The organism is Marinobacterium sedimentorum, from assembly GCF_024267675.1.
Taxonomy (GTDB): domain Bacteria; phylum Pseudomonadota; class Gammaproteobacteria; order Pseudomonadales; family Balneatricaceae; genus Marinobacterium_A; species Marinobacterium_A sedimentorum.
On sequence record NZ_JALDYX010000001.1, the window covers coordinates 279,279 to 305,608 of the forward strand.

Below are 26,330 nucleotides of genomic sequence, written 5' to 3' on the forward strand. Positions count from 1 at the left end.
CCCCTCGGAAATAGCCTGGTGCAGTGGCCAGGGACATCTTAACTATAAGCAGTATTGCCTATAACAGTGGCAGCCACTGCATCACCGGCAGCGGATAAATGCCCAGCAGCAGCAGCAACAGCGTAAGGCCATACACCAGCCAGCGCCCGTTGTGAAAAACCAGGTCGCTGACCTCATCGTCCTGCTGTAACAGGATCAGAATGATGCGCAGATAATAGTAGAGGCCCAGGGCACTGCCCAATACCACCACACCCAGCAGCCACCAGAGCCCGGCCTGGGCGCCGGCGGCAAAGATGTAGAACTTGCCGATAAAACCAACCGTTAGCGGGATACCCGCCAGCGACAGCAGAATCAGCATGAAACAGCCGCCCAGGCAGGGCGCCCGCCAGCACAGGCCGCGGTAGCAATGCAGCCGGTAGTCCCGGTTTTCGTCGCCACCGCCGGACAGCGCGCTGATCATGGCGAACGCCGCCAGGGTCGTGAGGCTGTAGGCCAGCAGATAGAAGGCACCAGCCTGCAGCGCGAACTCGCTGGAAACGGTCTGCCCGGCGGCCAGGACCACCACCAGCAGGTAGCCCAGATGGGCGATCGAGGAATAGGCCAGCAGTCGCTTCATATCGTCCTGGCGCAGCGCCAGCAGGTTGCCCACCAGGATGGACAGGGTCGCCAGCGCCATCAGCAGGGTGGCGATCTGCTCAATCTGCAGCGCCTGGCTCAGCAGCAGATAGCGCAGCAGAACCACCACCAGTGCCCCTTTGGACAGGGTCGCAATCAGCGCCGTGAAAGGTGTCGGCGCCCCCTGGTACACATCCGGTGACCACATGTGAAAAGGCGCCAGCGCCAGCTTGAAGGCAACACCGATCAGCAGCATTGCCAGTCCCGCCAGTGGCAGCAAGCCCGATGCCGTACTGTCCGGCGGCAGCGACAAACGCGCAAATGCCAGCGTGCCCGTTTGCAGATACAGGCAGGCCATGCCGAACAGCAGGAAGGCCGACGCCACCGACGAGAGCAGCAGGTATTTCAGCCCGGCCTCGAGGCTTGGCAGCTGCAGCCGGTCCGACGCCGGGGCGCCACCGCAGGGATAGGCTACCAGCGCAAAGCTCGCCACACTCATCAGTTCCAGACCGATAAACAGGGCCGCCAGATGCTGCGCCGCCGCCAGCACCAGCGCCCCCAGCAGACACAGCGCCAGCAGCACATAGGACTCCTCCAGCGGCACCGCCAGGTGTTCGCGCCGCCCGAAATACTGTGCCGCCATCAGACCGACCAGCATGGCCACCAGAATGAAGAGTGCAGCAAAGAAACCGAAGAAAGCATCAACGCGCAACAGCGGCGTCACCTCCAGTCCCTGCGCCTGGATGCCCAGGTTGCCACCGAGCGACAGCAGTGCAGCCAGCAGGCCCAGCTGATAAACCCAGAACAGCAAGCGACGATGCCGGCAGAAAGCCGCCAGCAGCATGGCTGCCAGGATGGTCAGCGCCACCAGCAGCAGCGGCAGCAGCGCCCGCAATTCGAGCAGGGTCATGGTAGCCGCTCCATCGATGCCCGTTGCAACAGCGGCTCAGTGCCGCCAGGGTTCGGTGCCGGCGGTTCGGCCAGAATGGCCGCGACCGGCCGCTGCACCAGATCCAGCACCGGTTGCGGATGCAGGCCGAACAGCAGCAGCAGCACCGCCAGACTCGCCAGTACGCTCCACTCCCGGGGCGAACAGTCATGCACTTTGGCATCCGGCACCGTCGCACCCCAGAGGCTGCGCTGTACCAGCAACAGCGCATAGAGCGCGGCCCCCACCAGCCCCAGCATGGCCACCAGCGTAATGGGCCAGTCGCGCTGGAAGGCACCGGCCAGGATCAGGAACTCGGCCATGAAGTTTGCCAGACCCGGCAGTCCCAGGGACGCCAGCGCAAACAGCAGGGTAAAGCCAGACAGGCGCGGCAACAGCGACCAGAGCCCGCCCAGCTGACGCAGGTCGCGGGTATGCCAGCGCGCGTACAGCATGCCGACGATAATAAAGAGCGCCGCCGTGCTCAGACCGTGGGCCAGCATCTGCATCAGGGCGCCCTGCAGTGCCAGGTCGTTCATCGCGTAGATGCCCAGCAGCACGAACCCCATGTGACTGACGCTGGTATAGGCCACCAGCCGCTTTATGTCGTGCTGGGCAAAGGCCAGCTTGGCGCCGTACAGCACCCCCAGGGCTCCGAGCCCCATGGCCAGGGGTGCAAAGTCGGCGCTGGCGGCGGGGAACAGCGGCAGTGCAAAGCGCAGCAGACCATAGGCGCCGGTCTTCAGCAGGATCGCCGCCAGCAGCACGCTGCCTGCCGTCGGCGCTTCCGTATGGGCGTCCGGCAGCCAGGTATGCAGCGGCACCATGGGCAGTTTGACGGCGAAGGCGACAAAAAAGCCCAGCATCAGCCAGAAGGCCGGCGTTGGTGCCAGCTGCAGCCGCAACAGGTCTTCGTAGTCAAAGCTCATGACCCCGGTCTGCCCATACTGCATAAACACCAGGCCCAGGATGGCCACCAGCATCAGCAGACTGCTGGCCTGGGTGAAGATGAAGAACTTGATGGCGGCGTAGCGACGGTTTTCATGGCCCCAGATGGCGATCAGCAACACCATGGGAATCAGCATCAGCTCCCAGAACACAAAGAATACAAACAGGTCCAGGGCCGTGAACACGCCGATGATCCCGGCCACCGACAACAGCAGGTTGCAGTGGAAGAATCCGACCCGCTGGTCGATCTCGCGCCAGGACACCAGTACAGATAAGGCGCCGATAAACAGGGTCAGCCACAGCAACAGCGCACTGAGACCATCCAGGGCGAAATGCCAGCCAATACCCAGGTTCGGCAGCCAGTCGGCCCGGAACTGCAGCCACCAGAGTTCGCCCGCCGGGGCTTGATGGGGCAACGGCAACAGCAGCAGTGCATCCAGCCCCAGCACCGCAAGGCTCAAGACCCGGCTGAAACCGGTACGCCAGCGCTCTGCCAGCCACACCAGCAGCGCCCCCAGCAGCGGGATCAGGATCAGCAGCACCAGGCTCATAGCGTCACCACCGTCAGCACCAGCACCGCCCCCAGGGCAATACCGGCGGCATAGCGACGCAGACGCCCGTTCTGGGTGACCGAGAGCCAGGCGTGGCCGCGAGCGCTGAGCCAGGCCACAAACTGCACCGGCCGATCAGCCAGATCCTTGCGATTGAGGCGTGCCAGCAACAACAGCGGCTGGACCAGCAGTCCGTCATAGAGGGCATCAAAGCCCCAGCCCGCACGCCAGCTGCGCGCCAGCGCACTGTCGCTCCAGCGCTGTCGAAAACCACGGCCATAGCGCCACAGCAGAACGCCCGTCACCAGCCCCAGCCAGGGCATGATCAGGATGGCGCCATGCACGGCCGCCGGCACCTCGGTCGCGGCCAGCGGCGCAAAGACAGCCCCCAGCGGTTGCGGGATCAGCGCCCCAAAGAGTGCCAGCAGGCAGAGCAGCGCCAGCGGAACCACCAGCGTCGGCCGCATGTCGGGGCTGGGCTCGGTGACCGCCTCGCCGAAGAACAGTTTCAGGAACAGCCGCAGGCTGTAGAGCGCCGTGACAGCGGCACCGGCCAGCGCCAGCCACCAGGCCAGACTGCCCCCGTGCAGCCCATAGGCCTGCAGCAGGATCGCATCCTTGCTGTAAAAACCGGAGGTCAGCGGCAATGCGGCCAGCGCTGCACAGCCGATGGCAAAACAGAGCGCGCTGAAAGGCAGCCGGCGCAGCAGTCCGCCCATGCGGCGCAGGTCCTGCTCATGGTGCAGGCTCAGGATCACCTGGCCCGCGGCCAGGAACAGCAGCGCCTTGAAGAAGGCATGGGTCATCAGATGGAAGATCGCCGCCGAAAAAGCGCCAGCGCCAAGGGCAAAAAACATGTAACCAATCTGGCTGATGGTGGAATAGGCCAGCACCCGCTTCAGGTCATGCTGCACCAGCGCACTGCAGGCGGCCAGAAACAGGGTCAGGGCACCGACCAGCGCCACCAGCTCCATAATCCTGGGCGCCAGCAGGAAGATGCCCTGGGTCCTGGCGATCAGATAGACGCCTGCGGTCACCATGGTCGCGGCATGGATCAGCGCGCTGACCGGCGTCGGGCCGGCCATGGCATCGGGCAGCCAGGTCTGCAGCGGCAGCTGGGCGGATTTTCCCACCGCCCCGCCCAGCAGCAGCAATGCCACCCAGAATGACCAGTCCGACCCCAGCCACTGCAGCTGTGCACGCTCAATGACCGTCTGTATATGCAGGGTACCGAACTGCTGGATCATGATCAGCAGGGCCACGGCCAGGGCGATATCCCCCACCCGCGTCACAACGAATGCCTTGCGCGCGGCATAACCATTGGCCGGCTCCCGGTACCAGAAGCCAATCAGCAGAAAACTGCACAGCCCCACGCCCTCCCAGCCGAGGTACAGCAGCAGGAAATCGTCCGCCAGCACCAGCAGCAGCATGGCCCCCACGAAGAGGTTTAAATAGCCGAAGAAGCGGGCATAACCCTCGTCGCCGGCCATATAAGCAGCGGAATACAGGTGAATCAGCAGCCCAACCCCGGTGATCACGCCCAGCATCACCGCACTGAGACCATCGAAATAGAGCCCGAATGCGACCTCCAGCCCCATGCTGCTGAGCCAGGGCAGCTGCCGGGTCGTCACCGCCGCACCCTCTGCCAGGAAGTCTGCAATCAGCAGGCCGGACAGCAGCGCCGAGCCCAACACCGAACCCACGCCCAGCAGGGTCACCAGCCGCTGACCCAGGCGACCGCCGACCAGCAACAGCACCAGACTGCTGAACAGCGGCAACGCAGGTATCCAGCCCAGCCATGCCGTCATGCTAACTCCCTGCCCCGAAAAGGGCTGTCAGCGCTGACATGCTCGATCCCGCTCCGGTGCTTCATGCTAGCCTCGCATGCCGTCAAGACTGTCGATATCAAGGCTGCGGCGCCGCCGATAAAGCTGTACCACCAGCGCCAGCGCAAGGGCCACCTCGGCGGCCGCCAGCGTCAGGATCAGGATGAACATCACCTGGCCATCGGCATTGCCATGCACCGCACCCGCCAGCACGAAGACAAAGGCCGCGGCGTTAAGCATCAGCTCCAGCGACATGAGCATGAACAGCAGATTGCGCCGCGTCAGCACGCCGGCCAGCCCGATGCAGAACAGCGCCGCCGCAAACAGCAGGCCATGCTCAATGGGAATCAGCAGTCCCTGGCTCTCCATTTATACCTCCTCCCCTGGTCGATGCTTCAGGACGCGGGTCAGGTGCCAGGCACCGACGAGCGCGGCCAGCAACAGCATGGATGCCAGTTCCACCAGCAACAGATAAGGGCCGTAGAGCGCGCGCCCCACCGCCACGGCGTCGACAGCGGCCGCATCTGCGCTGACAACTGCCGGCAGCAGCAGATAGCCCAGCTGTGCCAGCAGCACTGCACAGAGCAGCGCAGGTCCCCGCCAGATCCGGCCTGCGCGCCAGGCCCGCTCCTGCCCGACGGCACTGTCGCCCTGATTCAGCATCATGATCACAAACACCATCAGCACCATGATGGCACCGGCATAGATGATCACCTCCAGCGCTGCTGCGAAGGGGGCGCCGAGCATGAAGAACATCAGCGCAATGGCCAGCAGCACAACGATCAGGTACAGCAGCGCATGCATCGCGTTGACGCCACGAATCACCTGCCAGGCGGCCAGCAGGGCGATGAGGGCACACAGGTAAAAAAGGAATGGCATCACACTCTCCTATGGCAGCAGGCTCTTGACGTTAATTGGATCGGCTTCGTGGGCAGCCTGCCCCTTGTCCTTGCACCCGATGGCCTTGCCGGCCACGCGATAGAAGTTGTATTCGGGGTACTTTCCCGGGCCACTGATCAGCAGATCCTCTTTTTCGTACACCATGTTCTGCCGGTCGTATTCACACATTTCAAAATCCGGTGTCAGCTGAATCGCCAGCGTCGGGCAGGCTTCTTCACAGAGGCCACAGAAGATGCAGCGCGAAAAATTGATGCGAAAGAACTCGGGATACCAGCGGCCCTGATCATCCTCGGTCTTTTGCAGGGCTATACAGTCCACCGGGCAGGCCACCGCACAGAGGTTGCAGGCAACGCAGCGTTCTTCACCGTCCGGGTCCCGGGTCAGCACGATGCGACCGCGGTAGCGGGGCGCCAGATACGGCTGTTCCTCCGGATACTGCACCGTTTCACGCGGCCGAACCGTATGCTGCAGCACCTTCCAGAGCGATCTCAGCTCACTAAACATGATGATTACCTCCGCAGTCTGCAGACGCAGTTATCAGAGCAGTACCCAGCCGGTGACGATCAGATTGAGCAACGCCAGCGGCAGCAGGCATTTCCAGCCAAAACGCATCAGCTGGTCGTAGCGCGGCCGCGGCAAAGCCGCCCGCATCAGTACGAACAGCACGACAAAGACGCCGGTTTTCAGCACAAACCAGAGCCAGCCTGGCAGCACGGGCCCGAGCCAGCCGCCAAAAAACAGCGCCGTCATCAGTGACGACACCAGAATCACGCCGAGATACTCGGCCAGGAAAAACATGCCGAACTTCATGCCCGAATACTCGGTATGAAAACCCGCCGTCAGTTCATGCTCGGCCTCCGGCAGATCGAACGGCAGACGGTGACTCTGGGCAATACCGGCGAACAGGAACAGCAGCATGCCGAGAAACTGCGGCACACAGAACCAGAGGCCCTGCTGCGCCTCGACGATCCGGCCCAGACTGAAGGACCCCGCCTGCAGCACGACCCCGAGCAACGACAGCCCCATAAAGACTTCATAACTGAGCGTCTGGGCGGCCGATCGCAGGGCTCCGAGCAACGCGTACTTGTTGTTGGAGGCGTAACCGCCGAGCAGGATGCCGTAAACGGCCAGCGAGGTCATGGCGAGAAAAAACAGCAGGCCGATATTCATGTCCACCAGCGGAAAGGCGGGGGTGAACGGAATGATGACAAAGGTCAGCAGCACCGTCACCAGGACAATGGCCGGTGCCAGCACGAACACCGGCCGGTCGGCAAAGTGCGGTACGAATTCGTGCTTGCCAAGTAGCTTGAGCATGTCCGCGACGACCTGAAGTATACCGAAGGGCCCGACCCGGTTGGGACCGTACCTGTCCTGCCAGAGCCCCAGCAGTCGTCGCTCCAGCCAGGTGAGCAGCGCTGCCGAAACGATCAGCAGTCCCAGCAGCGACAGCACTCGCGCAACGATTACGCCGACATCAGCCATCGCCGTCCTCCTGCTTCGATAGAGTCCGTTAATCCCCGCCCGATTTGGCGCCTCTTAGGCCTGTCCTGCCAGAGCCCCAGCAGTCGTCGCTCCAGCCAGGTGAGCAGCGCCGCCGACACGATCAGCAGTCCCAGTAGCGACAGGACCCGCAAACCAATAACGCCCAGTTCAGCCATCGCCGCACTCCCCACTCAGGCGCCTTCGCACTCGCCAGGCAAGCAGAGCCGCCGAAATCACCAGCAGTTCCAGCAGCGACAGGACCCGCAAACCAATAACGCCCAGTTCAGCCATGGTCACCTCCCAGATCGCGTCCCTGATCAACGTCCCGGTCGCTGGCGATCAGCCGCAGCGGCGGTGGCAGTGGCCGTAGCGCCGGTTTGAGGCTCAGCGCCGGTGACGGATCGGTGCCGGCCAGCCAGAGTCCGGGCCGTTGCGGTATGACAAGACTGTCGGCTGGCAGGCTGCTGTCCACCTGGACATAGAGCGTCTGGCTGCAGTCGCCGTAGTGCAGCTCCAGGCTATCCCAGCTGTTCAGTTCCAGCCGGCGGGCACTCTGGCTATCGATACCCAGTACCGCAGGTCCGGCCCGCTCCGCCACGGCGGGTGCATAGCCACTCAATTCCTCGGCGGCGAACACCTCGTAACGCGGTATCAGCTGCCACTGCGGTGTCCGGTTCGCGACGGGCGCAGGAGCGGCTTGCTGCGAATCGAGCACCCTGAAAGCCAGCCGCACCAGCGCCGGTGCATCACGCCAGTCCCCGCCCACCTCCTGCTGAAAACGGTTCAGCGCCTGGCCGGAGTTCCAGCCCGGCGCCCAGACACTCGCCCGCGCAGCCCCGGGGCCCGGTACGCCCTCCATCGAGAAGCTGTACGGTGAATCCGTATCCGCCGGCGGCGGGAATTCGCGCACCTGCTGCTGCGCATGCATCGCGGTACGACCGCTGTAGCGGGCACTCTGGCGCTGCAGCCTGGATCCCCGGATACGCAGGTCGGCTGTGGGGCCGGCCCGCTCGATATCGGCGAAAACCGGATGCGTTGCCGCCAGGCTGTGCCGCACCGCATCACTGTTGTGCCAGCCCGCCAGCAGTGCCCAGCGGGCATCCAGGCTGGCCTGCGTCGTGCGCTGCTGGTGCACGACAGCCTGGGCCAGCTGCTGCCAGGGCGGTTGGCAATCGGTAGATTGCACCGCCTGAAAGCGCTGGGCCATACCTGAGGCATTGACCAGGGTTCCCTGCTGCTCAAACTGCGTCGGCACCGGCACCAGGGCATCCGCCCGCTGCACCGTGTCAGTATCGAGACACTCCAGCACCAGCCAGTGCGCGGCAAGGCGGCGCAACCGCGCCAGGGCTTCGGGCGCGAGGCGGCGCTGCAGGTCGTTTTCCAGGATCACCAGGCTGCCGGCCCGGCCCTGCTCCCGTGCCCGTTCGAGCGCCGCCATCAGCTCATCCAGCCCCTGCTGTGCCAGTGCGGCCAGCCCCACGCTGTTGCTTTCCATGGCGCCCACATAGAGCAGCGGCTCGCGCCCCCGGTCACGCAGGGCCTGCTCGAGTTCGGCCAGGGCATCGAGCTGGGCCCAGGCCCCCAGACCGCAGCCGGCCAGCAGCAGTGGCTGGCGGGCCTGGCACAGCATCGCGGCGGCATCCTCGACCCAGGCCCGCTGCGCAGCGCTCAGGCCGCTGTCCGCCTCTTCGCCGGCAACGTGACGCGCCAGGGCCCGGGTCAGGCGGGTAATGTCGTCCACGGGTACGCAGAACAGCCGCTCGGTGATATCGTCCAGCGCCGTGCCGCAGGGCACCAGCTGCCACAGCGGGCTGCGTTGCTCATGGCCCAGGTTGCGTACCGCGGCATCCTGCCAGGGGGCTATTTTCTGCGCCTGCGCCCGGGCGAGGCTGCGGTTGCGGATCAGCTGGCGCAGTGACAGGGCCACGCGCGGCGCGGTCGCGGCAATGTCCTCGCCGATAATCAGGGCCGCATCGGCCTGCTCGATATCCCGCAGGGTTGCAAAGCCCGTATCGCGGCGGTTGGCGATACGCAGGTAGCGCCGCAGACACTGCCATTCCCCCGCCGCGATGCCGGCGAAAAAGTGTGCCTGCCCGACCAGGGTACTGAGGGCGAAGTTGTTCTCCAGCGAAGCACGCGGCGAGCCGATGGCGAACACCGCCTGCGCGGGGTCCCGGATCCGCTCCAGCAGCTCGGCCAGCAGCAGGCCTGCATCGGCGCCATCTGTACCGGTGGCGCTGCGCCTGTAGCCCTGGGTCAGGCGCTCGGGGGCATTGCTGTAGTCATAACCGAAGCGGCCCCGATCACACAGAAAATAGCCATTGAGCTGATGCTGATAACGGTTGGTGATGCGCAGGATGCGGTCATAGCGCTGTGCCGGTGTGGTATTACAGCCCACCGCACAGTGCGCACAGATGGAAGGCGCGCTCTGCAGATCCCACTTGCGGCTGTAATGACGGCTGTAGGTGCGATCGGTAAAGACGCCGGTCGGGCAGACTTCGACCAGGTTGCCGCTGAACGGGCTGTCCAGCACACCGTCCTGTTCACGCCCGAAATAGACATGATTGTGCGAGGCCTGGGCACTGAGATCCCGGCCACCGGCATAGTCCTGATAAAACCGCACACAGCGGTAGCAGGCGATGCAGCGGTTCATTTCATGGTTGATGAACGGGCCCAGATACTGGTTGCGGTGGGTGCGCTTCAGCCCCCGGTAGCGACGCAGGTTATGGCCGCTCATTTCGGTCATGTCCTGCAGATGGCACTCGCCGCCTTCCTCGCAGACCGGGCAGTCGTGCGGGTGGTTGGTCATCAGGGTTTCGATGACCGAAGCGCGAAAGGCACTGGCCTGGGCTTCGTGCAGGCCGATGCGCATGCCTTCCTGGATGGGCGTCATGCAGGCCACGACCAGGCGACCGCGGCTGTCGTTGTCGTCCATATACTGGGTCACCGCGCACTGGCGACAGGAGCCCACCGACCCCAGTGCCGGATGCCAGCAGAAATAGGGCAGATTCAGACCCAGCGACAGAATCCCCTGCAGCAGATTGTGCTGCGGGTTAACTTCGTACTCCCTGTCGTCGATCAGGATCCGGCTCATGGCGACCTCAATGGTGGCGAAAAGCGCTTGCCCCTAAGCTTAGTCAAAGGTCTGGCTATTCGTAGGAGCCGCGCCTCGCGGCGAATGGTCTGAGGGTGCCGCACCTGTTCGCGGCGGGGCGCCGCTCCTACAACGAGCTCCGATAGGGGCAGCTGTGCTCTTCGATATGACGTTCAAAATCGCTGCGAAAATGCTTCAGCGCACTTTGCAGCGGCTCCATGGCACCCGGTGCCAGCGCACAGAAGGTTTTGCCCGGTCCCATGAAACGGCAGTGCTCCGCCAGCGTATCCAGATCCTCGGGCCGTCCCTGGCCGGACTCGATCGCCTCCAGCAGCTGGCGGGTCCAGGGCAGGCCGTCGCGGCAGGGCGTGCACCAGCCGCAGGATTCCTGGGCAAAGAAGCGTTCGAGGTTCAATACCATGCCCACCGGGCAGGTCCTGTCGTCAAGCACGATCAGGGTCCCGGTGCCCATGCGGCTGCCGGCCTTGCCGATACTCTCGTAGGTCATCGGCAGGTCCAGGTGCTCCGGCAGCAGGAAATCGGTGGATCCGCCGCCGGGCAGAAAGCCCTTCAATTGATAACCCGCGCGCATGCCTCCGGCACAACCCTCGAAGATGTCCCGTATCGACGTGCCCATCGGCAGCTCCCAGGCGCCGGGCCGACATACCCGGCCACTGACGCCAAACAGCTTGGTGCCACTTTCCTCGCCCAGGCCCAGCCCCTGATACCACGCGCTGCCATGGCGGATGATGTGCGGTACATTGCACAGTGTCTCAACGTTATTGACCACCGTAGGCTGGCCCCAGGCGCCACTGATCTGCGGAAAGGGCGGCTTGGCCCTGGGCGTTGCGCGCTTGCCTTCCAGCGCATTGATCAGTGCGGTTTCCTCGCCGCAGATATAGCGTCCGGCGCTGATATGCAGATACAGCTGCAGACTGTAACCGCTGCCCTGGATATGTTCGCCCAGCAGGCCCGCCGCATAGGCTTCCCTGATGGCAGCGCGTAACCGCTTCGCGGCATCGACATACTCGCCGCGTAGAAAGACATAGGCCACGTCGGCCTCGATGGCATAGGCGGCCAGCATCATGCCCTCGAGCAGCTGGTGCGGATGGCGTTCAAGCAGCAGTCGGTCCTTGAAGGCACCGGGCTCCATTTCATCGGCATTGGCGACCAGGTATTTGGGATGGGGCGCGCCATCGCCGCGCGGTACCAGGCTCCATTTCACGCCGGTGGGAAAACCCGCCCCGCCACGTCCGCGCAGGTTGGCGTCCTTGACCCGGGCAACGACCTCGTCGGGGCTCATGCCGCCAAGGGCCGCTTTCAGGGCCTCGTAGCCGCCCAGGTCCCGGTATTCCGCCAGAGTCAGGGCCGAACCGTCCGGTTTCAGATGCTGGGTCAGCGGGCGTTCCATCGGCTACTCCGTCGCCTGGTCGGGCGCTGGCCGGCGCAACAGCACGGCCAGGCTATCGGGTTCCAGGTCATGGTGGTGCCGGTCACCGATCATCAGCGCCGGCGCATGGTCGCAGTCACCCAGACAGGTAATGGGCAGCAGCGTGTATTCGCCGTCGTCGCTGGTCTGGCCAAAGTCGATGCCCAGCTCCTCGCCAATCCGGGCCCTGAGGGCATCGCAGCCCAGCATCCAGCAGGTCACGCTGTTGCACAGGTAAATCACCTGGCGCCCCACCGGCTGGCGAAAAATCAGGTTGTAGAAGGTCGCCACCGCATCGACCTGCGCCGCCCCCAGACCCAGGTAGTCGGCAATCGCCGCCACGCTGTCGTCGGACACCCAGCCACGATGCTGCTGCACGATCCGCAATGCCTCGATGCACAAGGCATCGCGCTGCGGATAGGCCTGCGCTTCCTGCTCGATGCTCTCGCGCTCGGCCTGGCTGAGATAGCTGTTGGACCAGCCCCGGTCGCGGGCAAAGATTGCGCTCATGTCCAACCTCCCCTCTGTTTACCGATCCACATCGGCCATGACGAAATCGATACTGGCGATAATGGCAATCAGATCGCTGACATAGAGCCCCCGGCTCAGCAGCGGAATCATCTGCAGGTGGGCAAAAGACGGCGTGCGGATGCGGGTCCGATACGACTGGGTTGAGCCGTCACTGACCAGATAATAGGCGTTCATGCCCTTGGTCGCCTCGATCGCCACCATCGCCTCACCGGGCGGGATGACCGGCCCCCAGCTGCTGTTGAGGAAATGCTGGATCAGCGTCTCGATGTCAGCCAGGGTACGGTCCTTGACCGGTGGCGTGGTCAGCGGATGCTGCGCCTTGTATAGCCCCTCTGGCATGTTTTCCAGGCACTGGCGGATGATGCGCAGGCTCTGGCGAATCTCCCCGACCCGCACCAGGCAGCGGTCGTAACAGTCGCCATGGCTGGCGGTGACGACCTCGAAATCGAACTGTTCGTAGCCGCTGTAGGGCCTTTTTTTGCGCAGGTCCCAGTCCAGGCCTGTAGCCCGCAGGCCCGGTCCGCTGGCGCCCCAGGCAAGGCCTTCGGCCGTATTGTAGACGCCGATACCCCGGGTACGGCGTTGCAACGTACCGTTGCCCAGCACCATGACATCGTACTCGGCCAGCCGGCCGGGCAGGTAATCGATGAACTCCCGAATCATCCGGTCCCAGCCGCGGGGCAAATCCTGGGCCACGCCGCCGATGCGAAACCAGGCCGGATGCATGCGCCCGCCGGTAATGGCCTCGACAATGCCGAACAGCTTTTCGCGATCGGCAAACATGTAGAACACCGGCGACATCTGGCCCACGTCCTGGGCAAAGGTGCCATAGAACACCAGATGACTGGCGATGCGGAACAGCTCGGCCATCATCACGCGGATCACCTGGGCCCGTGGCGGTACCTGAATGCCGGCCAGCTGTTCGACGGCCAGCACATAGGGCAGGTTGTTCATCACGCCGCCAAGGTAATCGATGCGGTCGGTATAGGGGATATAGCTGTGCCAGGCCTGGCGTTCGCCCATCTTTTCGGCGCCACGATGGTGATAGCCGATATCGGGCACCGCCTGGACGATTTCCTCGCCATCGAGCTGCAGCGCCACACGAAAGACCCCGTGCACGCTGGGATGGTTGGGTCCCAGGTTGAGGAACATGAAATCACTGTCCTCGCTCTGGCGCTGCATGCCCCAGTCCTCGGGCCGGAAACGCAGCGCGTCCTGCTCGGTATCCTGGCGTGCTTCGCTCAGGCTGAAGGGCTCCACCTCGGTGGCGCGGGCGTAATGGTCCTTGCGCAGCGGATGCCCTTCCCAGGTGGGCGGCAGTAAAATGCGGCGCAGGTGCGGGTGGCCGTCAAAGCGGATGCCGAACAGGTCCCAGACTTCACATTCGTACCAGTTGGCGTTGGGCCAGATATCGCAAATGCTCGGCAGCGACAGCGCCGGCTGCAACAGGGCCACCTTGATGCGGATATCCCGATTACGGCTGACCGAGAGCAGCTGGTAAACGACCGTGAAATCCGCCGGCGGCTGACCGTCGCGATGCTCGCGCTGGCGCTCGTCGATGGCTGTGAGATCGAACAGCATCTCGAATCCCTGACTCTGCTGCAGATGCTGCAGTAGCGATCTGAGCCGGTCGCGATCAACCCAGAGAGTCTCGATACTGTCGACAGTAGATTGCGCATGCGTGTCGCCCCCGCCGAATCGGGTTTGCAGCGCCGGCTGCAGGGGTGAACGGTCTGCCCCATTCGGAGCCAGGCTTGCATCTTCAGGCTGAGTGGACATGGGCTTGATCCATCACACGCTGTCCGGTGATCGCAATGTTGTCGCCTGCTGGCGCTGCTCTCTCAGGCGGTCACGCTGGCTGTCCTGCGGGGCCCGGTACACGGCATGCCCCTCAACAACCCAGCTCAGCGGACGCCGCTCCTTGCCGATCGAATCCTGCAGCAGCATCAGCCCCTGCAGCAGGGCTTCGGGGCGCGGCGGGCAACCCGGCACATAGACATCCACCGGCAGGAAACGGTCGACGCCCTGCACCACACTGTAGATATCGTACATGCCGCCGGAGTTGGCGCAGGATCCCATGGAAATGACCCAGCGGGGCTCCAGCATTTGCTCATACAGCCGCTGTATCACCGGCGCCATTTTCAGAAACACCGTGCCGGAGATCACCATCAGGTCGGCCTGGCGCGGCGTGGCCCGAATAACCTCGGAGCCGAAGCGGGCAATGTCGTGGCGCGGCGTGAAGGCCGTCGCCATTTCCACATAACAGCAGGACAGGCCGAAGTTGAATGGCCATACCGAGTGCTTGCGCCCCCAGGACAACAGCTCTTCCAGTTTAGCCGTCAGCACGCTCTGGCGGACCATGTCCTCATAGGCGCTGTCACGGTCCGTGGCAATGGTATCGGCCTTTGTCAGATGCCAGCTCATGGGCTGCGCTCCCTGCCCTTTAAACTGCGCTGACGCGGCCCCCAGTCCAGCGCACCCTCGCGCCAGAGATACAGCAGCGCGGCAAACAGTATCAGCATGAAAATCAGCGCCTCGACAAAGCCGGCCAGCCCCACGGCATCAAAGGCCAGGGCCCAGGCATACAGAAAGATCACTTCCAGATCGAAGATCACGAACAGGATCGCGACCACAAAATAGGAAATCGACAGCCGCAGGCGCGCCGAACCCACCGCCACAATGCCCGATTCGAAAGGTTCGTCCGTTGCCCGGTCATAGTGACGCGGTCCAAACAAATGCGAGACCCCGAGCATGATGGCCACAAGAAGCAGCACAGCCAGCGCGTAGGCGAGCAACGTCCAGGTGTCCTGGGATATCAGATCGGTCGCGGACATGAGCAGTGACCTTGCAGGAGACAACGCCCTAACTATAGAAGGCCCGCTTCAAAACTGCTCATACTGTCAGGGTCGCCAGTGCACCGTTGCTGCCAACCGAGGCTGCTGCGGGGGCCCATGCAACAGCGCGCCAGCAGCTCGTATCGCTTTCAGATGCAATTCAGTTTCAGGGACTAAGGTGATTTCCAGCTTCGCCGCAGACCTTAATGTTTACGAGCGAACAGTTTGGCGCGCCCTGCGGGACGCCATGACCTTCAGTCCAGATCATGCCCGTATCGGCTGTTTTAACGCTGCTGCCACTGTTGGCAGCAACCGGGAAAAGTACCGAACGGGTACAGGAGAAAACAATGAAAAATGCATTCCGCGTCCGCACTCTGACCCAGGCCATAGCGCCACAGAAAAGTGCCATGGTCTATGTGTCGTCGGCGCTGCTGGCCGCCGTGCTGAGCACCGCCCCCGTCGCCCAGGCATCCTGCGCGGCCAACCCCTGTGCCGCCAATCCCTGTGCGGCCAAAAGCCAGACCAACCCCTGCGCGGCCAAGAACCCCTGCGCACTGAAAAAGCCCCTGGCTGCCAACCCCTGCGCGGCTAATCCTTGCGCAGCAGCCAATCCCTGTGCTGCGAAGAACCCCTGCGCTGCCGCTAACCCCTGCGCCGCCAAAAACCCCTGTGCAGCCAACCCCTGTGCGGTGAAAAACCCCTGCGCGGCCAACCCTTGTGCCGCCAAGAACCCCTGCGCCACTAAATAAACGCAGCGGCCCTGAGCCCGAGGAGATAATAATGAAACCAATATTCCATATGCACGCACTGAGCGCGGCCATTGCGCGTCAGAACCGGCCCATGGCATATATTTCTTCGGGCCTGCTGGCAGCGTTGCTCTCAACAGTGCCCATTAGCCAGGCGGCTCAAAACGGCTGTTCCGCCAACCCCTGCGCCCTAAAGGCACAGAGCACTCCCTGTGCGGCCAACCCTGGTGCGGTTAAAAACCCCTGCGCAGTGTCCTCTCCCTGTACAGCTAAGCCCTGTGCAGCAAATCCTTGTGCCGCAAAGAATCCCTGCGCCGCGGCCAATCCCTGTGCTGCAAAACAGATACAGCGACCGGCCAATTACCGCCCCTACCAGGGTGATCAGACAGCCCTGATTGAGCGCGGCGCCGAGCTTTACCAAGACACCAGCCTCAGCACTAATGGCATGTCCTGCGGTACTTGCCACAATGGCAATGCATCCTTTCAGGCGGGCTTCGCCGATGCCTTCCCGCACCGGGTCGCCATGGCGGACAACCTCTATGGCATGAAGACGATTCAGCTCGACGAGATGATTCAGCTCTGTATGGTACAGCCCATGGCCGCCAAGCCGCTGGCATGGGATGGCGAGGAACTGGCGGCCCTGGTGGCTTACACGTCGGCAATCCAGCAAGGGTTCAAACCTAATCCCTGTGCGGCCAATCCCTGTGCTGCGAAAAATCCGTGCGCCGCAAAAAATCCCTGTGCCGTGAAAAACCCCTGCGCCGCCAAAGCACAGATGTAACGGCCTGCGCTGCGCTGTGGCCCAGCCGCAGTCAGCATCTGGGCAACACCGATCAGGCGGCGTTTTTGCCGGCGTGATTCGTTACTATCTATCAAACTAGATGCCGTACAGGAAACACCGATGTCGTCAGACTGGTCTGCGTTGCCCCGAATTCCCCTGCTACCGCCTGCACCCGCTGCGGCACTGGCTTCAACAGAACACAGCGCCCTGCAGGAGGCCGCCCAACAGGCGCAAACGGCGCTGCTGGCCCTGAGTCGCGGCGGTACCAATGTGGTGGCCGAGATTCTGAAAGGCCAGGGTACCTTCTATGAAATGAACCATTTCCCCGAAGGAGATGTGTTCGATAACCAGAGCCACTGCCAGTATTACTACCATGCCCACCGGGAAGACGGTGAACATGGCCACTTTCATACCTTTGTCCGCCGTCCGGTCATGCCGGCGGACATACAACCGGCGCCAGGCTTTGCCCGTTCCGAGCCCTGGCCCGAAGGCGATGACGAGCTGGCCCACCTGATCTGCATCTCCATGGACAGCTGGGGACTGCCGGTGGGGCTCTTTGCCACCAACCGCTGGGTCACCGACCAGACCTGGTACAGCGCCGAGGACAGCATCCGCCTGCTGGATGCCTTTGCGGTGGATCATGCCCGACCCAATCTTGCGGTTAATCAGTGGCTGACCCAGTTCATGCGCCTGTATCGCCCGCAGGTTGCGGCGCTGCTGCAGCATCGGGACCGGGTTATTGCGGCCTGGCAAAAAGCCCACCCCGAACGGGATGTGCTGGAAGACCGGGAGCTGGAAATCACCGGCTACCTGGCAATCGATACCCAGCGCTGGATCAGTGATCTGCGAGCCTGCTAAGCCCGGACACGACAAAAAACCTGGACATAGGTGCAGGTCCTCATCCTGTGTCAGGAGGTGCCATCAGGGCCTCCATTTTGAAAATACTCCTTGGTGCCATGGGCCTTGACCGCCTCTCCGATGCGGCGCAAGGCCAATACGTAGGCGGCATTTCGCAGGGTTCGCTGTTCCGTTTCTGCGATATGCATGGTTTCGTTGAAGGCTGCAGTCATCAGCGTTTCAAGCTCGTCACGTACCTTATCAAGGCTCCAGGGGTAACCGGAGCGATTCTGAACCCACTCGAAATAGCTGACGGTGACACCGCCGGCGTTGACCAGCACATCGGGGACGATGGTCAAACCGCGCTCTTCCAGCCCGGCTTCGACTTCAGACCGAATAGGGCCATTGGCAACCTCAACAATGGTTCTGGCCTGAATGCTGTCGCAGTTATGCCGACCAATCACGCCTTCAAGCGCGGCGGGAATCAACAGATCGACATCCAGCGCCAGCAGCTCGTCATTGCTGATTTCCTCGTGCTCCACCAGTTGACACACTGACTGCTCACAGTACACAGCCCGGACTTTTTTTCTGTTTTGCTTCTCTTCCCAGAGGCTTTCAATACTGAAGCCCTTTTCCGAATAGATGCCGCCTTTGGAGTCGCTGATGGCAACGATGTTGTAGCCATCAGTTTGCAGCAGGCGGGCAACGTGATAGGCCGCGTTACCGAATCCCTGAATAGCCACCCGCATCTTGCCGGGCTGCCAGGCGTGCCTGGCCGCCAGTTCCCGGATGCACAGGTAAGCACCGCGGCCTGCCGCTTCCTCCCGCCCCTGGCTACCCCCCAGGGGTATGGGCTTACCGGTAATGACGGCGGGCGCACGGACACGCTTGATGGCTTCATATTCATCCGCCATCCAGCCCATCACCATCGAATTCGTGTAAACGTCGGGTGCAGGGATATCGGTGTCGGGTCCGATAAAATCCGCCATGGCGCGTATATAAGCCCGGGACAGTCGCTCGAGCTCCATCGGCGACAATTCTTTAGGCTGCACCACGACTCCACCCTTGGCCCCCCCAAAAGGCAGACCCAGCACGGCACACTTGATCGTCATCCAGAGGGCAAGCGCCTGCACCTCCGCCCGGGTCACCTGTGGGTGATAACGGATACCCCCCTTGGTCGGGCCCAGTACATCATTGTAGTGGCAGCGAAAACCACGGAAGTAACGCATCGAGCCGTCGTCCATGCGCACCGGTAAAGTCGCCTCCAGAGTCGCAACGGGGTGCAACAGAGACTCCACCACATCGGGCATGATGCCGGCGTTTTCGCCCAGCGTCCTGATGCGCGTCAAGGCATCCTGAAATACGTCCTGATCCGACATGATTTTCTCCAGCTGAGAGCTTATCCGACGGCATCCGATGGCACCGATACCGCCAAGGCTACCGGCTCGGAAGCGCCCCGAGGATCGGCCGGCGCAACCTGACTACTTCTCGAAGGGAGTCCTGCACCCGGGAAGCCCTGTTTCAGGATAGACGTTGGAGCAGCTCTGCGACCAGCTTGTGATGTTCACCGTGCAGGCCGTAGGCGGCGTAGGCTTTCATTTCGATCGGCGGCGCCCCGGGCACCTCGAACAGGCGCTGTGCAGCGATCAACGGCATAACAATATCCTGCGGCAGATAGGCCGCCCCGCCGCATTGCAGAATCAGATTGAGCGCCAGCCGGCCACTGTTAACCCGCCCCCGGGCCAGCAGACGTTGCGGAAAATGGCTTTCGTGCAGGCTGGCAAAGGTCGTGCCCCACTCCACTCGGATGTAGCCCTCGCCAATGACCGCTTCCACCGACTGCCCCGCCCGGCTCGACACCAGCAGCAAGGGGACGCTGGCGACCTCTTCGACCGCCACATTCTGAATGCGCGGCGGCTCGTACATAAAACCGACATCGATCATGCCCTGTTCCAGTTTTTCCACCACGCGCAGTGGTGTGCTTTCCTCTGCACGCAATCCCAGGCTCGGAAAATCCCGGTAAATACCGCTGAGCCAGTCCTGCAGAAAAATATCCCACAGACTGGATACACCGGCCACCACCAACCGACGCTGGTGGCGCTCACTCAATGCCGTATCTTCAAAGGCCCGTTCCCAGGCGCCGAGAATAAAGCGGGCATGGCGTTCCATGCGCTCACCCGCAGGCGTCAGGCCAATACGGTGATGATGACGCGTAAACAGCGACAGCCCCAGATGCTCTTCCAGCTGGCGAATACGGGCGCTGACGGTGGACGCAGATACGCAGAGGTTTTCCGACGCCCGGCCGAAATTTCGTGTGCGACTCACTTCCAGAAAGGTTTTAAGCAACAGGGTATCCATGGATAAGGCCCTCCGACCGGCACGCCTCAATCTTCGATTTTATTGTTCATAACTTCCAGTTTTTTTCGTTTTTCAGGATGTTAAAAAATCTCTACCCTGCCAACTCAAGACGTTTAACGGAGAGATCATGAAGCGCCGGCTGCCATTGAGATTACCCTTCTTCAGCTGGGGTGGCTCCCTCAACAAAAACACACTGGCCGATGACCTGATCGCCGGCATCACCGGTGCCGTCATCGCCCTGCCGCAGGCGGTGGCCTATGCCTTTATTGCCGGCCTACCCCCCGAGTATGGCCTCTACTCCGCAATTATCATTTCGGTGATCGCCGCGCTGTTTGGCTCGTCCTGGCATATGGTTTCCGGGCCCGCTGCGGCGATTTCGATCGTCGTTTTAAGTGTCGTCAGCGGTATTGGCGAACTGGACCCCGCCCAGTACCTCAGCGCTGTACTGACGCTGACGCTGCTGGTGGGCCTGATGCAGTTCGGCATGGGTCTGCTGCGCCTCGGAACCCTGGTCAACTTCATCTCCCACACCGTGGTCATCGGCTTTACCGCCGGCGCCGCCATCCTGATTGGTACCAGTCAGCTCAAGCATGTACTGGGGGTCGCCGTGCCCGGCGGGCTGTCCTTTATCGATGGTGTGTCCGCGCTGATTGACCAGACCGGTGCCGTCAATACCTTCTCCCTGGCGATCGGCGCCATTACGCTGTTGTCGGCCCTGCTGGTGCGCCGGCTTAACCGCCGCTGGCCGCATCTGCTGATCGGCATGGCAACCGGTAGCCTGGTCTGTGCGCTGCTGGACGGTCAGGCGCATGACGTCGCACTGGTGGGTGCGCTGCCCGGCACGCTGCCGCCGCTGTCCATGCCGGATCTGTCTGCCCACACCATACAGTCACTGGCCTCGGGCGCTTTTGCGCTGGCGCTGCTCGGGCTGATCGAAGCCGTCTCCATCGCACGGGCCATCGCGTTGCGCTCACATCAGCAGATCAACGGCAATCAGGAATTTATCGGCCAGGGCCTGGCCAATACCCTCGGCAGTTTTTTTTCCTGCTTCGTCGGCTCAGGCTCCTTTACCCGTTCTGGCGCCAACTATGATGCCGGCGCCCGGACGCCCCTGGCGGCCGTCTTTGCGGCGAGTATCCAGGTTTGCGTGCTGCTGCTGGCCCCCGGCCTGACCGCCTACCTGCCACTGCCAGCCATGGCGGGCGCGGTGCTGCTGATCGCCTGGAATCTGATCGATTTCCACCATATTCGCCAGATCATCAAATCCAGCCGCAACGAAGCCATAGTGCTGCTGGTGACCTTCATGTCGACGCTCTTTATTGAACTGGAATTTGCCATCTATATCGGCGTGTTCCTGTCGCTGGGGATCTATCTGCGGCGTACATCGCGGCCGACGGTGATGGAGGTGGCGCCCATTCAGGATCACCCGCGCCGGCAGATCAAGAATATCCAGCGGTATGCACTGCAGCAGTGCCCGCAGCTGAAGATCATCCGCATCGACGGCTCGCTGTTCTTTGGCGCCATCGATCATATCCAGCAGCGCATCCGGGCCCTGACCCATGAAGGCAGCGGCACCAAGCGGGTACTGATCATCGGAAAGGGTATTAATTTTATCGATATCGCCGGTGCCGAGATGCTGATCCAGGAGGCCAGACGTCTGCAGCAGCGCGGCGGCAAGCTGATGTTCAGCTCGATCAAAGGCACCCTGATGGATGAACTGCGCGCCAATGGATATCTGGAGAAGATCGGCGAGGAGCTGTTCTTCGACTCCCCCGAGGCGGCACTGGCCGACTCGGTCGTGGCACTGGATCAGGATGTTTGCGACAACTGCAGTGCGCGTATATTCCGGGAGTGCGCAACGCCCGCCAACGGCGAGATGATCGCTGTCAGCCGCATCTGATCCAGCCGCTGCCATGCCCTTGCACCCTGTGCCCTCAGGGTGCAAGAGCATATACTCCAGGTATCTACCGGTTGCGAACTGCGGATTCACCGATGACTTATTCCCGAGCAGGCCGAGCTTGCCACAGAGTGCTGAGGGCTATACTGGCCCTGGTCAGCGCGCTCGCCTGTACACTCACCAGCGCCGAGACATTTGTGCTGCCTCCGCCCGATCAGGACCTCGTCGGTGAAGTACGCATCACCCGGGCCCGCCAGGCCGATACCCTGCTGGACATAGCCCGCGCCTTCAACCTCGGTTACGAGGAAATCGTGCGGGCCAACCCCGGCGTGGACCGCTGGCTGCCAGGGCCTGGCACCGACGTGGTATTGCCCAATCTGCTGATTCTCCCCGACGCCCCGCGTGACGGCATTGTGCTCAATGTGCCGGAAATGCGCCTGTACTATTATCCCAAACCTGCACAGGGCGAGGTGCCGGTGGTGATCACTCACCCCGTCAGCGTCGGCCGCATGGACTGGAAAACCCCGCTGGGCAAAACCAGCGTGATTCAGAAACAGGCTGACCCGCCCTGGTATCCGCCCGCTTCCATCAAGGCCGAACACGCCGCCAACGGCGACATACTGCCCGATGTGGTTCCCGGCGGGCCCGGTAACCCACTGGGGCGCTTTGCGCTGCGCCTGGGGATTCCCGGCTACCTGATTCATGGCACCGACAAGGAATACGGCATCGGCATGCAGGTGACCCACGGCTGTGTGCGTCTCTACCCGGAAGATATCGAACGACTCTACGAGCTGGTACCGGTAGGCACACCGGTGTATATCGTCAACCAGCCGGTCAAGATCGGTCGTCACTTCGACGCGCTCTACATCGAATCCCACCCGGCGCTGGCAGAACTGTCAGACAACGGTCAAAACCCGCAGGCCATGACCCTGCTGACGATCGCCGCCACCGCCGAACAGCGGCAGACCGACGTGATTCCCTCCGCCGTTGAGCTGGTATTGGAACAGTCCGACGGCATCCCGCAACGCATCAGTCGCTAGTCCCTGTCGAGGAACCGCCAGGGATGGCAGGAGTGCAAAAGCGCAAGAGCAGTTTTTTGTGCACCGCCAGGGACGGCGGAAATGCAAAAACGCAGGAGCAGTTTTTTGTGGACCGCCAGGGACGGCGGAAATGCAAAAACGCAGGATGCGGTTTTCAGGGACCGTTCGTCCTGAACATCGCCGCTCCTGTGCATCCATGCACCCGCGGCATACCGTTCGTCCTGAACATAAAGCGGGGAAGGCGTTGAGGCGCCTTCCCCGCTAAACAGGTTGTCCGACTTTTCGTTCGCTGCCCTGTGGCTTATTTCATCATGGACTTCTGGAACATACGGTTGAGTTTTTCCTCGGTCGCCATACTGCGGGCATTGGCTTCGGCGGCCATGGCCCTGGCTTCATTGGCTACACGCAGAGCGTCATCGGAAGTCGCCTTGGCGCTGTCCGCGGTCGACTGGCTACGCTGCATTTCCTGCTCATGCATCTGTTTCATGCTGTGCATCTCACCGGAGCTGGCACAGCCAAAAAACAGCGCCGCAAAGGCGACAAGGGCAGACACTTTCAACACATCACGGGTCCTCATTTAAAACACTCCTGAATCACGGGGAAGGGTAGCAACCGGTGGGGTTGTATGCACAGCATAGACCAGTCGGCCGCAGACCGCGTGCCTAGTGGATTTCTACCCGGGTACCCGGCTCAACCCATTTTTTCAGGCGCTGCATCTCGGCATCGGTCAGAGCCACGCAGCCATTGGTCCAGTTAAACAGTGCATGCACATCGGGATTGCCGGCGCCCAGGCCATGAATACCAATCTGGCCGCCCAGGGGCGTATCCTGCGGCGGCCTGTGCCCGGCATCCAGTGCCGCAAGAATGCGGTCATGGGTCCGACTGTCAATACGTCCGTCAGCCAGTGCCGCCTCGGCATAATCCCGGTTCGGATAATCCAGGCCAATAAAGAGCCCGAAGCGGCTGTGGCTGTTAAACCAGCCCACCCGAAAACTGCCCAGCGGGGTTTTGTCATCGCCGCGACGCAGCTTCTGTCCGGCGCCGGCTACACCCAGGGCAACGCGATCAAACGATTCCATGACCTGGTCGCCCGCAAGCACCTTCAGGGTCTGCGCCCGGGTATCCACCTGCAACCAGACCTCAGCGCCAGCGGTGCCTGTCAGGCATACCCAGAGCCATGCGGCCAAAAGCCACTGCACACCCCAGCCACAGATTTTCACGCTCGCGTCCACTCCCCACTGATACCTGACCGTTGCCCTCAGCATAGGTAATACGCGGTGCCCAAACAATGGGCAAACTTGTCCGCCACGGGGAATTCGGTGGCACTCTGGGTGCGCTTCAGGCGAGAATAAGGCACAGGCGCGCATCAAAAGAGGCTGACTCTTGTTGGTGCAGCAGACTGCACTACGGGATCTGAAACCGGTTCACACACAGCATCGGCGGCCCCTGGGCACCGCAACGAAACCTGAAACCATGACAGACAAAGCACGTCTTCAGCCAGAGTTTGAACGGGTAGACCAGCAGGAGGACGAGTCCATCCGCTACCTGCAGCACGGTTACCCCTGCGAACTGGTACGCTGGCACTATCACTCGGAATACGAGCTGCACCTGATCAAGGCCACCAGCGGCAAGGTGTTCGTCGGCGACTATATTGGCAACTTCAACGCCAACCAGCTGATTCTGGTGGGTCCCAACCTGCCCCATAACTGGATCAGCCAGCTGCCCGAAGGCGAGTCCGTGCAGCTGCGAGACAGGGTCATCAACTTTTCCCACGCACTGATTGAAACCTGCAGCGCCAGCTTCCCGGAGATGCAATCCCTGGCCCCCTTCTGGGAGCGTGCGCAATACGGCATCGAGTTTCTGGATGCCGACATGATTCGCCAGGCCGACGCCCTGTTCGAAAACCTGGCCAGTGTCCGCGGTTTTCGCCGCCTGACCCGCTTCTGGATGCTGCTTGACCTGCTCGCCTCGACGTCGGACTACCGGGTGCTTTCATCCACCAACTACATTCCCATCGCCGACAAGAAAACCCTCGAGAAGGTCAACGAGGCGGTGCAGTACATTGTCGAGCATTACAACCAGGACCTGATGCTGGAGGATGTCGCCAGCCGGCTGGACATGGGCCCAAGCTACTTCTCGAAGTTTTTCAAGAAGGCCACCGGCCGGCGCTTTATCGACTTCGTCAACGGCCTGCGCATCAACCGCGCCTGCGAGCGGCTGGCACACAGCGACGAGCCCATTACCGAGATCTGTTTTGCCGCCGGCTTCAACAACATCGCCAATTTCAATCGTCGTTTCCATGCGGTCAAGGGCATGACCCCCTCCGAATACCGCCGCACCTCGGCCGATGCCCTCTACCGCGGCTGACGCCGGATGGCACATAAATACAGCGGGTACGCCGCTGAGTATTTGCCGGGAAACCGCTGCTGGCGTTCAATGGCGCTTTTCATCCGCGCGACAGCCCCCGGCACTGCCCCCTCCCGGTTCTATAATACCCATACACGCCCGCCCCTTTGCGTCTCAAACGCTAACGGACCGATCACATGCATACTGACAAACTGCCGCGCCAACCGGACTACGAATGGGTCGAACAGCCCGCCTGCGAATCCATCCACTACATCCAGCACGGCGTCCCCAGCCCGCTCATCCGCTGGCATCAGCACAAGGAATTTGAACTGCACCTGGTGCGTTCGACCTCGGGCAAGCTGTTTGTTGGCGACTACATCGGCAACTTTCGGCCAGGCAACCTGGTGCTCGTCGCACCTGAGCTGCCCCACAACTGGATCAGCGACCTGGCCGACGCCGAAACGGTGCCACTGCGGGACCAGGTGATTCACTTTCCCGCCGCTCTGCTGCGCAATACGCAGGCCACCTTTCCGGAAATGCTCGCCTTCGAGCCCCTGCTTGAGCGGGCAAAACAGGGCCTGGAGTTCTTCCATCCGGATACGATTGCGCAGGCTACCGCCCTGTTCGACGAGATCGCCCGGTCCCACGGACTCAGGCGCCTGGTCCGCTTCCTGACACTGCTGGAGCTGCTGACCGGCACCGAGCACTACCGCACCCTGTCCAGCGCCTGGCACCAGCCCCTGACCGACAGCAAGCACCTCGACTGGCTCAACAGCGCCATTGACTACATCCTGCAGCACTACCAGCGCGAATTACCCCTGGACGAGGTCGCGCAGCAGATGGAACTGAGTCAGACCCAGTTTTCGAAACGCTTCAAGCGCGTGTCGGGTCACAAATTCGTCGATTTCGTGAATCTGCTGCGCATTAACAGGGCATCGGACTTGCTCGCGCACAGCGACACCCCCATCACCGAAATCTGCTTCGACGTCGGCTATAACAACATTGCCAACTTCAATCGCCGCTTTCTGGAACTCAAGGACATGACCCCCAGCGAGTACCGCAAAACAGTCGCTGGACGGATAACCTAGCGGCATCGGCGGCATCGGCGGCATCGGCGGCAAAATAATACAGCCGCGTGGCCGTCACGTATTTTTACTGCTGCCTCAAAAGACATCTAATGGCCCTTC

General features: G+C 62.2%; 26 protein-coding genes. 7 read left to right on the forward strand and 19 right to left on the reverse strand.

The window, feature by feature from the left end:
- Positions 1–58: 58 nt before the first annotated feature.
- The 15 genes from MRS74_RS01295 to MRS74_RS01360 form a co-directional block, all read right to left on the reverse strand.
- The gene (locus MRS74_RS01295) at positions 59–1,525 is read right to left on the reverse strand and encodes an NADH-quinone oxidoreductase subunit N (protein WP_254578461.1); all 1,467 of its coding nucleotides are present in this window, start codon (positions 1,523–1,525) and stop codon (positions 59–61) included.
- Positions 1,522–3,042 (reverse strand): complex I subunit 4 family protein, encoded by a 1,521-nt coding sequence (locus MRS74_RS01300; protein WP_254578462.1) that lies wholly within the window; start codon positions 3,040–3,042, stop codon positions 1,522–1,524. Before MRS74_RS01300 ends, MRS74_RS01295 begins: the two co-directional genes overlap by 4 nt.
- Complete coding sequence (gene nuoL, locus MRS74_RS01305) at positions 3,039–4,850, reverse strand: NADH-quinone oxidoreductase subunit L (protein ID WP_254578463.1); 1,812 nt, start codon at positions 4,848–4,850, stop codon at positions 3,039–3,041. Before nuoL ends, MRS74_RS01300 begins: the two co-directional genes overlap by 4 nt.
- 66 nt (positions 4,851–4,916) lie before the next feature.
- Positions 4,917–5,237, reverse strand: a complete 321-nt coding sequence (gene nuoK / locus MRS74_RS01310; protein WP_254578464.1) for an NADH-quinone oxidoreductase subunit NuoK — start codon at positions 5,235–5,237, stop codon at positions 4,917–4,919.
- The gene (gene nuoJ / locus MRS74_RS01315; protein WP_254578465.1) at positions 5,238–5,747 is read right to left on the reverse strand and encodes an NADH-quinone oxidoreductase subunit J; all 510 of its coding nucleotides are present in this window, start codon (positions 5,745–5,747) and stop codon (positions 5,238–5,240) included.
- 9 nt (positions 5,748–5,756) lie between these two features.
- Positions 5,757–6,272, reverse strand: coding sequence for an NADH-quinone oxidoreductase subunit NuoI (gene nuoI, locus MRS74_RS01320; protein WP_368671241.1), 516 nt, complete (start codon positions 6,270–6,272; stop codon positions 5,757–5,759).
- A gap of 33 nt (positions 6,273–6,305) precedes the next feature.
- Entirely contained in the window at positions 6,306–7,250 is a 945-nt protein-coding gene (nuoH, locus tag MRS74_RS01325) for an NADH-quinone oxidoreductase subunit NuoH (protein ID WP_254578466.1), read from the reverse strand.
- A complete protein-coding gene (locus tag MRS74_RS01330) occupies positions 7,232–7,426 on the reverse strand; it encodes a hypothetical protein (protein WP_254578467.1) in 195 nt (64 codons plus the stop codon). Before MRS74_RS01330 ends, nuoH begins: the two co-directional genes overlap by 19 nt.
- Positions 7,419–7,541 carry a hypothetical protein gene (locus MRS74_RS23945; RefSeq protein WP_256557724.1) on the reverse strand — a complete coding sequence of 41 codons (123 nt, stop codon included), beginning with the start codon at positions 7,539–7,541 and terminating at the stop codon, positions 7,419–7,421. The genes MRS74_RS01330 and MRS74_RS23945 overlap by 8 nt, the downstream gene beginning before the upstream one ends.
- Positions 7,534–10,344, reverse strand: a complete 2,811-nt coding sequence (nuoG, locus tag MRS74_RS01335; RefSeq protein ID WP_254578468.1) for an NADH-quinone oxidoreductase subunit NuoG — start codon at positions 10,342–10,344, stop codon at positions 7,534–7,536. Before nuoG ends, MRS74_RS23945 begins: the two co-directional genes overlap by 8 nt.
- A 127-nt stretch (positions 10,345–10,471) precedes the next feature.
- Entirely contained in the window at positions 10,472–11,755 is a 1,284-nt protein-coding gene (gene nuoF, locus MRS74_RS01340; protein ID WP_254578469.1) for an NADH-quinone oxidoreductase subunit NuoF, read from the reverse strand.
- Positions 11,756–11,758: 3 nt separating this feature from the next.
- Positions 11,759–12,283, reverse strand: a complete 525-nt coding sequence (nuoE, locus tag MRS74_RS01345; protein ID WP_254578470.1) for an NADH-quinone oxidoreductase subunit NuoE — start codon at positions 12,281–12,283, stop codon at positions 11,759–11,761.
- Positions 12,284–12,301: 18 nt separating this feature from the next.
- On the reverse strand, positions 12,302–14,083 hold the full coding sequence (gene nuoC, locus MRS74_RS01350) for an NADH-quinone oxidoreductase subunit C/D (RefSeq protein ID WP_254578471.1): 1,782 nt from the start codon (positions 14,081–14,083) through the stop codon (positions 12,302–12,304).
- A gap of 12 nt (positions 14,084–14,095) precedes the next feature.
- Positions 14,096–14,665 (reverse strand): NADH-quinone oxidoreductase subunit B, encoded by a 570-nt coding sequence (locus MRS74_RS01355; RefSeq protein ID WP_254578680.1) that lies wholly within the window; start codon positions 14,663–14,665, stop codon positions 14,096–14,098.
- Between the two features lie 59 nt (positions 14,666–14,724).
- Entirely contained in the window at positions 14,725–15,138 is a 414-nt protein-coding gene (locus tag MRS74_RS01360) for an NADH-quinone oxidoreductase subunit A (RefSeq protein WP_254578472.1), read from the reverse strand.
- A 347-nt stretch (positions 15,139–15,485) separates the two neighbouring features.
- Between MRS74_RS01360 and MRS74_RS01365 the strand changes: the two genes are divergently transcribed.
- The 3 genes from MRS74_RS01365 to MRS74_RS01375 all read left to right on the forward strand — a co-directional run bounded on the left by MRS74_RS01365 (position 15,486) and on the right by MRS74_RS01375 (position 17,523).
- Entirely contained in the window at positions 15,486–15,887 is a 402-nt protein-coding gene (locus MRS74_RS01365; RefSeq protein WP_254578473.1) for a hypothetical protein, read from the forward strand.
- A gap of 31 nt (positions 15,888–15,918) precedes the next feature.
- The gene (locus MRS74_RS01370; RefSeq protein ID WP_254578474.1) at positions 15,919–16,665 is read left to right on the forward strand and encodes a c-type cytochrome; all 747 of its coding nucleotides are present in this window, start codon (positions 15,919–15,921) and stop codon (positions 16,663–16,665) included.
- A gap of 120 nt (positions 16,666–16,785) precedes the next feature.
- Positions 16,786–17,523 (forward strand): DUF6969 family protein, encoded by a 738-nt coding sequence (locus tag MRS74_RS01375; RefSeq protein ID WP_254578475.1) that lies wholly within the window; start codon positions 16,786–16,788, stop codon positions 17,521–17,523.
- Between the two features lie 50 nt (positions 17,524–17,573).
- Here the strand turns inward: MRS74_RS01375 and MRS74_RS01380 are convergent, their stop codons facing one another.
- A complete protein-coding gene (locus MRS74_RS01380; RefSeq protein ID WP_254578476.1) occupies positions 17,574–18,881 on the reverse strand; it encodes a Glu/Leu/Phe/Val family dehydrogenase in 1,308 nt (435 codons plus the stop codon).
- A 142-nt stretch (positions 18,882–19,023) separates the two neighbouring features.
- Complete coding sequence (locus MRS74_RS01385) at positions 19,024–19,860, reverse strand: LysR family transcriptional regulator (RefSeq protein WP_254578477.1); 837 nt, start codon at positions 19,858–19,860, stop codon at positions 19,024–19,026.
- Between the two features lie 127 nt (positions 19,861–19,987).
- Between MRS74_RS01385 and MRS74_RS01390 the strand changes: the two genes are divergently transcribed.
- Together MRS74_RS01390 and MRS74_RS01395 are read left to right on the forward strand one after the other, a co-directional pair.
- Complete coding sequence (locus MRS74_RS01390; RefSeq protein WP_254578478.1) at positions 19,988–21,760, forward strand: SulP family inorganic anion transporter; 1,773 nt, start codon at positions 19,988–19,990, stop codon at positions 21,758–21,760.
- A gap of 92 nt (positions 21,761–21,852) precedes the next feature.
- Positions 21,853–22,797, forward strand: coding sequence for a L,D-transpeptidase family protein (locus tag MRS74_RS01395; protein ID WP_254578479.1), 945 nt, complete (start codon positions 21,853–21,855; stop codon positions 22,795–22,797).
- A gap of 301 nt (positions 22,798–23,098) precedes the next feature.
- On the opposite strand, the gene MRS74_RS01400 is transcribed toward MRS74_RS01395, so the two are convergent.
- On the reverse strand, positions 23,099–23,374 hold the full coding sequence (locus tag MRS74_RS01400) for an Lpp/OprI family alanine-zipper lipoprotein (RefSeq protein WP_254578480.1): 276 nt from the start codon (positions 23,372–23,374) through the stop codon (positions 23,099–23,101).
- Positions 23,375–23,459: 85 nt separating this feature from the next.
- On the reverse strand, positions 23,460–24,017 hold the full coding sequence (locus tag MRS74_RS01405; protein WP_254578481.1) for a L,D-transpeptidase family protein: 558 nt from the start codon (positions 24,015–24,017) through the stop codon (positions 23,460–23,462).
- A 253-nt stretch (positions 24,018–24,270) separates the two neighbouring features.
- On the opposite strand from MRS74_RS01405, the gene MRS74_RS01410 reads away from it, so the two are divergent.
- Positions 24,271–25,164, forward strand: a complete 894-nt coding sequence (locus tag MRS74_RS01410) for an AraC family transcriptional regulator (protein ID WP_254578482.1) — start codon at positions 24,271–24,273, stop codon at positions 25,162–25,164.
- Positions 25,165–25,340: 176 nt separating this feature from the next.
- Positions 25,341–26,231, forward strand: a complete 891-nt coding sequence (locus tag MRS74_RS01415; protein ID WP_254578483.1) for an AraC family transcriptional regulator — start codon at positions 25,341–25,343, stop codon at positions 26,229–26,231.
- The last annotated feature ends 99 nt before the right edge of the window (positions 26,232–26,330 follow it).

Excerpts from the sequence above, each read along its gene's own strand:
- MRS74_RS01295 (WP_254578461.1), bottom strand. The coding sequence starts at position 1,525 with ATGACCCTGCTCGAATTGCGGGCGCTGCTGCCGCTGCTGCTGGTGGCG.
- MRS74_RS01300 (WP_254578462.1), bottom strand. The coding sequence starts at position 3,042 with ATGAGCCTGGTGCTGCTGATCCTGATCCCGCTGCTGGGGGCGCTGCTG.
- nuoL (WP_254578463.1), bottom strand. The coding sequence starts at position 4,850 with ATGACGGCATGGCTGGGCTGGATACCTGCGTTGCCGCTGTTCAGCAGT.
- nuoK (WP_254578464.1), bottom strand. The coding sequence starts at position 5,237 with ATGGAGAGCCAGGGACTGCTGATTCCCATTGAGCATGGCCTGCTGTTT.
- nuoJ (WP_254578465.1), bottom strand. The coding sequence starts at position 5,747 with ATGCCATTCCTTTTTTACCTGTGTGCCCTCATCGCCCTGCTGGCCGCC.
- nuoI (WP_368671241.1), bottom strand. The coding sequence starts at position 6,272 with ATGTTTAGTGAGCTGAGATCGCTCTGGAAGGTGCTGCAGCATACGGTT.
- nuoH (WP_254578466.1), bottom strand. The coding sequence starts at position 7,250 with ATGGCTGATGTCGGCGTAATCGTTGCGCGAGTGCTGTCGCTGCTGGGA.
- MRS74_RS01330 (WP_254578467.1), bottom strand. The coding sequence starts at position 7,426 with ATGGCTGAACTGGGCGTTATTGGTTTGCGGGTCCTGTCGCTACTGGGA.
- MRS74_RS23945 (WP_256557724.1), bottom strand. The coding sequence starts at position 7,541 with ATGGCTGAACTGGGCGTTATTGGTTTGCGGGTCCTGTCGCTGCTGGAA.
- nuoG (WP_254578468.1), bottom strand. The coding sequence starts at position 10,344 with ATGAGCCGGATCCTGATCGACGACAGGGAGTACGAAGTTAACCCGCAG.
- nuoF (WP_254578469.1), bottom strand. The coding sequence starts at position 11,755 with ATGGAACGCCCGCTGACCCAGCATCTGAAACCGGACGGTTCGGCCCTG.
- nuoE (WP_254578470.1), bottom strand. The coding sequence starts at position 12,283 with ATGAGCGCAATCTTTGCCCGCGACCGGGGCTGGTCCAACAGCTATCTC.
- nuoC (WP_254578471.1), bottom strand. The coding sequence starts at position 14,083 with ATGTCCACTCAGCCTGAAGATGCAAGCCTGGCTCCGAATGGGGCAGAC.
- MRS74_RS01355 (WP_254578680.1), bottom strand. The coding sequence starts at position 14,665 with ATGGTCCGCCAGAGCGTGCTGACGGCTAAACTGGAAGAGCTGTTGTCC.
- MRS74_RS01360 (WP_254578472.1), bottom strand. The coding sequence starts at position 15,138 with ATGTCCGCGACCGATCTGATATCCCAGGACACCTGGACGTTGCTCGCC.
- MRS74_RS01365 (WP_254578473.1), top strand. The coding sequence starts at position 15,486 with ATGAAAAATGCATTCCGCGTCCGCACTCTGACCCAGGCCATAGCGCCA.
- MRS74_RS01370 (WP_254578474.1), top strand. The coding sequence starts at position 15,919 with ATGAAACCAATATTCCATATGCACGCACTGAGCGCGGCCATTGCGCGT.
- MRS74_RS01375 (WP_254578475.1), top strand. The coding sequence starts at position 16,786 with ATGTCGTCAGACTGGTCTGCGTTGCCCCGAATTCCCCTGCTACCGCCT.
- MRS74_RS01380 (WP_254578476.1), bottom strand. The coding sequence starts at position 18,881 with ATGTCGGATCAGGACGTATTTCAGGATGCCTTGACGCGCATCAGGACG.
- MRS74_RS01385 (WP_254578477.1), bottom strand. The coding sequence starts at position 19,860 with ATGGATACCCTGTTGCTTAAAACCTTTCTGGAAGTGAGTCGCACACGA.
- MRS74_RS01390 (WP_254578478.1), top strand. The coding sequence starts at position 19,988 with ATGAAGCGCCGGCTGCCATTGAGATTACCCTTCTTCAGCTGGGGTGGC.
- MRS74_RS01395 (WP_254578479.1), top strand. The coding sequence starts at position 21,853 with ATGACTTATTCCCGAGCAGGCCGAGCTTGCCACAGAGTGCTGAGGGCT.
- MRS74_RS01400 (WP_254578480.1), bottom strand. The coding sequence starts at position 23,374 with ATGAGGACCCGTGATGTGTTGAAAGTGTCTGCCCTTGTCGCCTTTGCG.
- MRS74_RS01410 (WP_254578482.1), top strand. The coding sequence starts at position 24,271 with ATGACAGACAAAGCACGTCTTCAGCCAGAGTTTGAACGGGTAGACCAG.
- MRS74_RS01415 (WP_254578483.1), top strand. The coding sequence starts at position 25,341 with ATGCATACTGACAAACTGCCGCGCCAACCGGACTACGAATGGGTCGAA.